The 7,543-nt window shown below is 59.2% G+C and carries 6 protein-coding genes and 2 pseudogenes; 4 read left to right on the top strand and 4 right to left on the bottom strand.

What is annotated here, in order from left to right; translation table 11 throughout:
* Nucleotides 1–198 (top strand): transposase (locus A37O_RS15165; RefSeq protein WP_211208369.1); only part of this gene is annotated, 198 nt, incomplete at its 5' end.
* A gap of 26 nt (nt 199–224) precedes the next feature.
* Here the strand turns inward: A37O_RS15165 and A37O_RS15170 are convergent.
* On the bottom strand, nt 225–548 hold the full coding sequence (locus A37O_RS15170; protein WP_245533823.1) for a MarR family transcriptional regulator: 324 nt from the start codon (nt 546–548) through the stop codon (nt 225–227).
* 186 nt (nt 549–734) lie between these two features.
* On the opposite strand from A37O_RS15170, the pseudogene A37O_RS15695 reads away from it, so the two are divergent.
* Nucleotides 735–1,883, top strand: a pseudogene (locus tag A37O_RS15695) (MFS transporter).
* 6 nt (nt 1,884–1,889) lie between these two features.
* On the opposite strand, the gene A37O_RS0109210 reads toward A37O_RS15695, so the two are convergent.
* The 3 genes from A37O_RS0109210 to pdxS all read right to left on the bottom strand — a co-directional run bounded on the left by A37O_RS0109210 (nt 1,890) and on the right by pdxS (nt 5,591).
* On the bottom strand, nt 1,890–4,025 hold the full coding sequence (locus A37O_RS0109210) for a sigma factor-like helix-turn-helix DNA-binding protein (protein ID WP_018297218.1): 2,136 nt from the start codon (nt 4,023–4,025) through the stop codon (nt 1,890–1,892).
* A gap of 84 nt (nt 4,026–4,109) precedes the next feature.
* The gene (locus A37O_RS15180) at nt 4,110–4,553 is read right to left on the bottom strand and encodes an SRPBCC family protein (protein ID WP_033378006.1); all 444 of its coding nucleotides are present in this window, start codon (nt 4,551–4,553) and stop codon (nt 4,110–4,112) included.
* A 159-nt stretch (nt 4,554–4,712) separates the two neighbouring features.
* Nucleotides 4,713–5,591 carry a pyridoxal 5'-phosphate synthase lyase subunit PdxS gene (gene pdxS, locus A37O_RS0109220; RefSeq protein ID WP_018297220.1) on the bottom strand — a complete coding sequence of 293 codons (879 nt, stop codon included), beginning with the start codon at nt 5,589–5,591 and terminating at the stop codon, nt 4,713–4,715.
* An 89-nt stretch (nt 5,592–5,680) separates the two neighbouring features.
* On the opposite strand from pdxS, the gene pdxR reads away from it, so the two are divergent.
* Nucleotides 5,681–6,946, top strand: a complete 1,266-nt coding sequence (gene pdxR, locus A37O_RS0109225; protein ID WP_018297221.1) for a MocR-like pyridoxine biosynthesis transcription factor PdxR — start codon at nt 5,681–5,683, stop codon at nt 6,944–6,946.
* 457 nt (nt 6,947–7,403) lie between these two features.
* Nucleotides 7,404–7,543: pseudogene (locus A37O_RS16530) on the top strand (IS256 family transposase); the annotation flags it as partial.

Here is a 7,543-nt window from a genome sequence, read left to right on the forward strand (position 1 = left end):
GGGATCTTCCCTGACCGTGATTCGGTGGTCCGGTTGGTCGGGGCAGTGCTGGCTGAGCAGCATGAGGACTGGATGCAGCAGCGTCGGTACATGCCTCTGGCGATGCTGTCCTCGACGGCGGAGATGCTGGCGAAGGCCCGGGCAGCTGACGGCGTCGGCGTCGTTGTCGGTGACGGTCAGGAGGCTCTGGTGGCGTAAGGAATCCTGTTCCGTCAGCGGTCAGTTCATCGCTGAGTCAACCGCTGGCGGATACACCACTCAAAAGGACTTGACCGCAGTTTTGCGGGGGCGCCGGAGGGGTCGTCGATAAGCTCGATGAGGCCGTTCGCCTCTGCCGCCTTGACCTGACGATGAACTGTCGACGTGTTCAGCTCGAACGCGTCCGCGAGCTCGGCGACGCTCATTGGGCCGGACGCCTCAAGGCGTGCGAGCAGGATTAGCGCGCTGCGATCCATCGTGCTGGCGCGCCCGAATGCGGGCAGATTTTGCACGCTGTAGCGCGACATGAGGACGAACTCGTAGGCGAGCTGGTCGTAAATCGAAGGCAAGGTCAACTCCTGAATCGGGAACATCCTCACTTTACCAGCGAAGTTGCACAATGCAATTCATCTGGTAGATTGATATTCCTATTCAATTGCATAGTGCAGTCGCTTTACGACGAAGGAGCCTACGTGGTCGACGAGACAACCGAACAAAGCGGAAGTGAACCGAAAATTTTCACACCCACCTTTGTGATGGGATGGGTAGCGAACTTCCTGCAATTCCTGGTGTTCTATTCGCTGATCACCACGATGGCGCTCTACGCCGTCACGGAGTTTCAGGCGTCGAACACGATGGGCGGCCTGGCTGCCAGCTCGTTCGTGATCGGTGCGACCGCTGCCCGCTTGTTCACCGGCTATGTAGTCGACCGCATGGGCAGCCGACGCATCACGTTGATGGCCGTTGTCGTAACCACGATCGTTGTTGCGTTTTATATTCCTGCGAATTCAATGGCAGCCTTGCTCGTCGTGTGACTCCTGCACGGCGCTGCCTACTCGTTCGCCACGACCGCGATCATGGCCATGGTACAGGCATTGATTCCCGCTCAACGACGCTCCGAAGGTACCGGCTACTTTTCATTGGGAACGACATTGGCTGCCGCTTTCGGCCCGGCGCTGTCGTTGATGATTGTGAACCGGTTCAGCTACGACATGCTGTTTTATGTCACTCTCGCTGTGTCGTTGGTGGGATTGCTCGCGGCGATCGTGTTGTACTCGCGCACCTCTTCGCCTGCTACTTCCGGCGGGGCGGTGAAGTTCAGCTTCCGCTCGATTATCAATCCCAAGGTGCTGCCGATTGCGATTTTCATGCTGATTGTCGCCTTCGCCTATTCCGGGGTGATGACCTTTGTGAATGCCTACGCTGAGAATCGCAACGTGGTCACCGGTGCGGCCTTCTTCTTCATCGCCTACGCAGTAACTATGTTCCTTTCGCGCGCGTTCCTGGGGAAGCTGCAGGATCAGAAGGGCGACAACGCGGTTATTTATGTCAGCCTGTTTTTCTTCATAGTTTCGTTGGTGATCCTGGCCGTTGCTACCGAGAACTGGCACGTCATCGTCGCCGGTGGCTTCAGCGGCGTCGGATACGGCGCACTCATGCCGGCAGCGCAATCAATTTCAGTGGGTGTTGCCGACCGTCACTCCTTTGGCTCGGCGCTGTCCACGCTCTTCCTCATGGTTGACGTTGGTTTCGGTATCGGCCCGATCCTGTTGGGCGCCGTTTTGTCGTCGATAAGCTTTGGCACCATGTACTGGGCGCTTGCTGGTGTGGTTGTGTTGGCCGGCGTGTACTACGCGCTGACGCACGGGCGCACCGAGCGCGCGCGTCACGGGTTTGTGGATTAATTCGGATTAACGCGGGGAGCGCTTGGCATTGTCAACGGCGATGCCAAGCGCTTTTGCGATGTCGGTGTCGCCCTTGGCGCGCAAAAGCGAGGCTAGCGGGAAAGGCATAATCGTCGGAGCGGCACCGACGGCACGGCATAAGGCTGCGTAGATATCGTCGAAGGAGTCGGAGTGGCAGGCATCGATGAGGCGCGCGACTTCCTGCATTGGTTCGGCCAGGAAGTTTTGGGGCTGTTTCTGTGCCTCGATGATTTCGAAGGTGTTGTTGTCGCCGAAGTAGAGGAAGATTTCGGCGCCCTCAGGGATGTTCTGGTCGTGCAGAATGCGTCGGATCGATCCAGTGGTGACGATATTGGAGGTCCAGGAAACGGTTTGGTGCCCCAGGGGATGAGCAAATTCACGACGATCACCAAACTGCATATCCAGCATCGTTGCGAAAGACATCGGGACTCCGAAACCGCTGCCTCGCAGGTGCTCGGAGTTGACCGTTATGCGATATTTCCAGCCTTGTTCGGTGCGGAATAGCCGGGCTGTGTCCTGTGGGCGCTTCTTGCTGCGTGTGCCGGGTTTGGCAAGAGAAACGATGCCGTCGTCAACTTTGAAAGGCGGGGCAGCGGCATAAGCGCGAACGCTAGCTGGTGAAATATCGAACTTTGAGGTGAGCTCCTTCACCATTTCTCCGATAGGCGCTTCCCCATCGTGGTCCTCGAGGTAGTTTTGGATCGAGGACTTAATGCCAACGTAAGCGGGCATTCCCCATTCTGCGAGCGCATAAACGTCGCGGTCGACTCGGGTGATGCGCTCGTCGGCCTGGATCGCATTGAGCACCGAGCGGAAATTCGCCCTATTCGGCAGCTTGGATTCGATCGCTTCAGTGGAAAGGGGAGTGCCACTGATAGAGAGGATTGCGGCAACCCGGTCGCCGTGGTTCCCGGCTTTGAGATATACATAGGTATCGTCAACCATGATTTTGCAGTTCTTCAGCCAGGACAGGTTGGCCTCGTCAGCATCAACGTTTTGCGTTGCGACGATATCCACCTGGTCGATCGGAAGAACGCCGTACTCATTCGCTTCTGTCTGCAATGCCTCTTTAGTCCGATCAATGGCGACCTTCTTCCCGCGGGGAAGGATCCAGCCATCCTCGAGGACGTAATCGAACCGGGAATAGTCGCGGTCCAATTGGCTCAGGATAAACCACAAAGGTTTGTCAGTTCCGTGAATATTTTCCCGCAGCGCTGGATAGCTAAGGAGAAGATCTTCAAGGGGCCGAATTTCCTTTACCTTTCTCGCGATCAAGGCCAGAAGTTCCTGCATGATTTCGCTCTCGTCGAGGGCCTGGGAGATGTGTTCCTTTGCCTGTTTTTCCAGCTGGCGGACTCGTTCGCGAGTCAGGTCAAAGTCTTGGCCAATGTCGTCGAGGGTTCGAGGCTCCCGCGAGAAAACTCGCTGGTCCAAGATCTGTAGCTGGCGTTCTTCGAGCCTCTCGATGATTCCCCTGAACATAGACGCGATGGGCGACTGTTGCTTCTCCGGGGTGAGCACGTCAAGTGCGGTTAGCGACAGAAAATCGTCGTGGATATCGGTGGTGCGCTCCGTACCCATCGACTGGCCCTCGGCCGACAGCATGGGAACCTCGGGTGCACCAATTGCGATGAACCACTCTGCGAGGTCTTCGAGGGCCTGTGCAATCTCTTCCGCAGGGCGGTTTTGAGCAATAGATTCTGGAACCGCGTCGCCGGGATTCCAGACTCTGTCGCCTTCGAGGGCATATCGGACCGTTGCCGTTGCTATTTGCGTGAGGAACTTGGTTAAAGCGCCCTCGCCAAATCCGCGCCAATCCGAGATCTCGCTAATAGTTAAAGGTTTGATCTCGCGTCCGGTGTAAATATCGTGGGCGCGCAGATTGCGCTCGGCCTTCTCCGATAGGTCCAGGCGCTGGAGCTGCACATCGTCGTGAAGCGAAGAAAAGAGCTCCGCAATGGTGTGCGTTCGGTGGCTGCGAGCCGCGGAGGATGCGATGCTGCCGAGCGCTTCGGCGTTGGTCTCTGATGCCGGATCGTTGCGACATGGGAGCGGACCCATCCACGGAAATACATCGGCCCACGTAGGGGTCTGCGGTTCGTCGAAGTAGATCTGATTCATGAATACCGTTCGTAGTGAGGCGGGCAACTCAGTTTTGAGCTTCTCACTATCCTACGTCCGAGCGCACTGCAGGGGCCGCTGAATTCAGTTGTTCATCGCCTCTAGGAGTTCCTTTAATGCTGCGAATTCTCGCTCATTCCCGCGCAGAATGCTTCGCCTCATGATCGGCTGAAGTACGCGCATCGGCCCCGACAGGCTCAATTCGAGTTGCGAGCGTAGCTCCGTGATCCCTGGGGATTTTTCGGTGACCGTATAGGACGCCCAACCAGATGCGGGCCGGTCATCGATAACGAACCGGACGTGTATTCCCTCCTCGTACTCGACAAAGGTCGATTTCGATGTGAACGTGCGCCCCGCGATTACGCGTGTGAACTCGTGAACGGTGCCGATTCCGAGCGGCTGGTCTCCCACTCGGACTGCGCTTTTGAGGTCGTCCTGCCACAGCGGACCATTGGTTAGGTCGGCGACGAAGGCAAACACTTCGTGCGCAGGTCTCCTAATAGTTACGGTCTTATCGATGCGGATCAATGCGGTGCCCCTCTCAGGGAGATGGCACGTACGATTGGCCCAGTTTGATCGCGGTGCCGGAATACTTAAATTCAGCTTACGCTGCGTGGTTATGAGCTGTCAGCCCTGGCAGCTCCAGTCTTGCCTGGTGTGAAAAGGTACCGTTGCGCTCAGATCGCCCTACCACCCACGCTCCGCCAACCGGTGCGGCGCAGGCAAGTCCGCCACGTTAATACCCACCATGGCCTCGCCGAGCCCGCGCGAGACATCCGCGATCACGCCCGCGTCGTTGTAGTTCGCCACGGCCTTGACCACCGCGGCCGCGCGCTTTTCCGGATTGCCGGACTTGAAAATACCCGAGCCTACGAACACACCATCGGCGCCGAGCTGCATCATCATCGCGGCATCGGCCGGGGTGGACACACCACCGGCGACGAACAGCGGTACGGGCAGCTTGCCCTCGGCCGCGACCTGCTTGACCAGGTCGTAGGGTGCGGCGAGTTCCTTCGCGGCAACGTAGAGCGCATCTTCGCTTTGCGACGACAGCGCTGCAATCTCAGCCTTAATCGCCCGGATGTGCTTGGTCGCCTCGGAGACATCTCCGGTTCCAGCTTCGCCCTTGGAGCGGATCATGGCGGCGCCTTCGTTGATTCGTCGTAAGGCTTCGCCCAAGTTGGTCGCACCGCACACGAACGGCGTTTCGAAACCGCGCTTGTCAATGTGGTTGACGTAGTCAGCGGGGGAGAGCACCTCGGACTCGTCGACGTAGTCGATGCCGAGTGCCTCAAGGACCTGTGCCTCGACGAAGTGGCCGATGCGCGCCTTCGCCATCACGGGGATGGAGACCTCGGCGATGATGCCTTCGATCATGTCGGGATCCGAGGCACGCGCCACGCCACCCTCGGCGCGGATGTCGGCGGGGACGCGTTCAAGCGCCATGACGGCCACGGCACCAGCGTCCTCGGCGATGCGGGCCTGCTCGGGTGTGACCACGTCCATGATCACCCCGCCCTTGAGCGAGTTGGTCAGGTCGGTTTTGTTCAAAGTTGTTTTCGGCATGGATTCCATCTTGGCGGGCCCGCCGGTCTAAAGTTAAGGCCACACTATGCCCACAATTTTGGACCACCGAGACCACAGGAGCGCGCGCCGTGAGTATCCCCGCCGAGATCGTCGAGCGCATTCGCGATCGCATCACCTCCGGCACCCTGCGCCCCGGCGACCCGCTGCCCTCGACCAGGCTCTACGCCCAGCAGCACCAGGTCTCGCGCGGCAGCGTCGTTGCGGCCTACGAGCAGCTCACCGGCGAGGGCTATCTGATCACCTCGCCAGCCGGCACCGCGGTCAACCCCGCGCTTCCCGAGCCCCTGCGCCAGGAACGTCGCGCGCTCGCCCCGCCAAAGAAACCCAAGCTCAAAGGGGATCTGCGCCCCGGCGTTCCCGAAACAAACGCCTTGACCACCCGCGAGTGGCGCAGCGCCTGGCGCATCGCCGCGGCCCAGCCGCAGGCACATCCGGTTCCCGGCAGCCAACGATTGCGAGAGCTGTTGGCCGAACACCTACGCCTGACGCGTGCGGTGAATGTGTCGCCAGAGCAGATCGTCGTCACGCTCGGTGCCCGCGACGGCCTGCGACTGATCATGCTGGCCACCGACGGCCCCGTCGCCGTGGAGGATCCCGGATTTCCGACGCTGCACGAGATCCCGCGCAGCCTCGGCCGCGAGGTGGTCAAGGTGCCGGTCGACGAGGAGGGCATCGACATTGCCACGCTCGAGCGCCTCCGGCCGAAGGTGGTGCTGGTGATGCCGAATCATCAGTACCCGACGGGCCGCCAGATGTCCGCGGCCAGGCGCCTCCAATTGATCGAGTGGGCGCGCAATTCCGGCGCGATCATCGCCGAAGATGATTACGACTCCGAGCTGCGCCGTACCCACCCAGCACTGGCAGCGCTTGGCGCGAACGTCTCCGTCGCACTGCTCGGCTCGTTTGCGAAAACACTCACACCCGCGCTCGGCCTCGGCTATCTCGTCGTGCCCGATTCGCTTCGCGACGACGTGCTCGCGCATGCCCTTCCCGTCTCCGGTATCGTGCAGGACGCGATGGCCAATTTCCTCGAGGTGGACGGCGTGCGCAAACACACCGCCCGGATGCGTCGCGAGTACACCCAGCGCAGGGCCATTTTTGCCGAGTATTTCCCGAATGGAATTGCTATGGACGGTGGCCTACACGCCGTGATCGAGCTGGACGGCGACGAGGCGGAAACCATCGCGCGCTGCCACGCCCGCGGCCTTGAGGTCGAGGGACTGAACCAGTATTGGAGTGCCTCTGAGCGTGCCGGTATCGTCATCGGACTCGGCGCGCACTCGCGGGAAAAGCTGCGGTCGGTGCTGGCAGAGCTGCGCGAGGTTTTGCGGTAGGAAAGTGGGCAACACGATTCGTATATTTGGGATTTTTAGCCAACTTTGAGTTAATATCAAAGACAACAAGACCCGCCAAGGTTAATCTTCTGGAAACGGTAGATCCTCAAATAGGCGGGTTTCTTTTGTCGAAAATTAGATATGAAAAGCCATCTTTATCGATAGATAAGCAAGTAGAAAAACTGAAGGGGCGGGGGCTTCAGGCTAATTCGGTAGAACTAAAGCACACTCTCCAACGAATGAGTTACTACCGAATCGCAGGATATCTTTGGTGGTTTTACACCGACAAGTGGGAAGAGATTGAGCCGGAAACGACATTGGATGACGTACTTGAGCGGTTGCGTCCAATAGTGTGGTGTACAGCTACCGCCTGGTGAACCCCCCCTGCCGACCAGCAAGGAGACCACCGCGGTACCTTTCGACTCAGCTCCTACACATCCTCGAAAGGACACCAACGATGGCCTCCGCGCCCAATCATATCGACCCCACCGGATACCTCGACGACCTGCTGGCCCAAGCCTCACCCGATCTGATGCGCCAGATGCTCCAGGACACCATCAACCTCCTGCTGTCCGCCCAAGCCGACCAGGTCTGCGG

Origin of the sequence: Corynebacterium lubricantis DSM 45231, from assembly GCF_000379425.1 — a bacterium.
Lineage (GTDB): Bacteria > Actinomycetota > Actinomycetes > Mycobacteriales > Mycobacteriaceae > Corynebacterium > Corynebacterium lubricantis.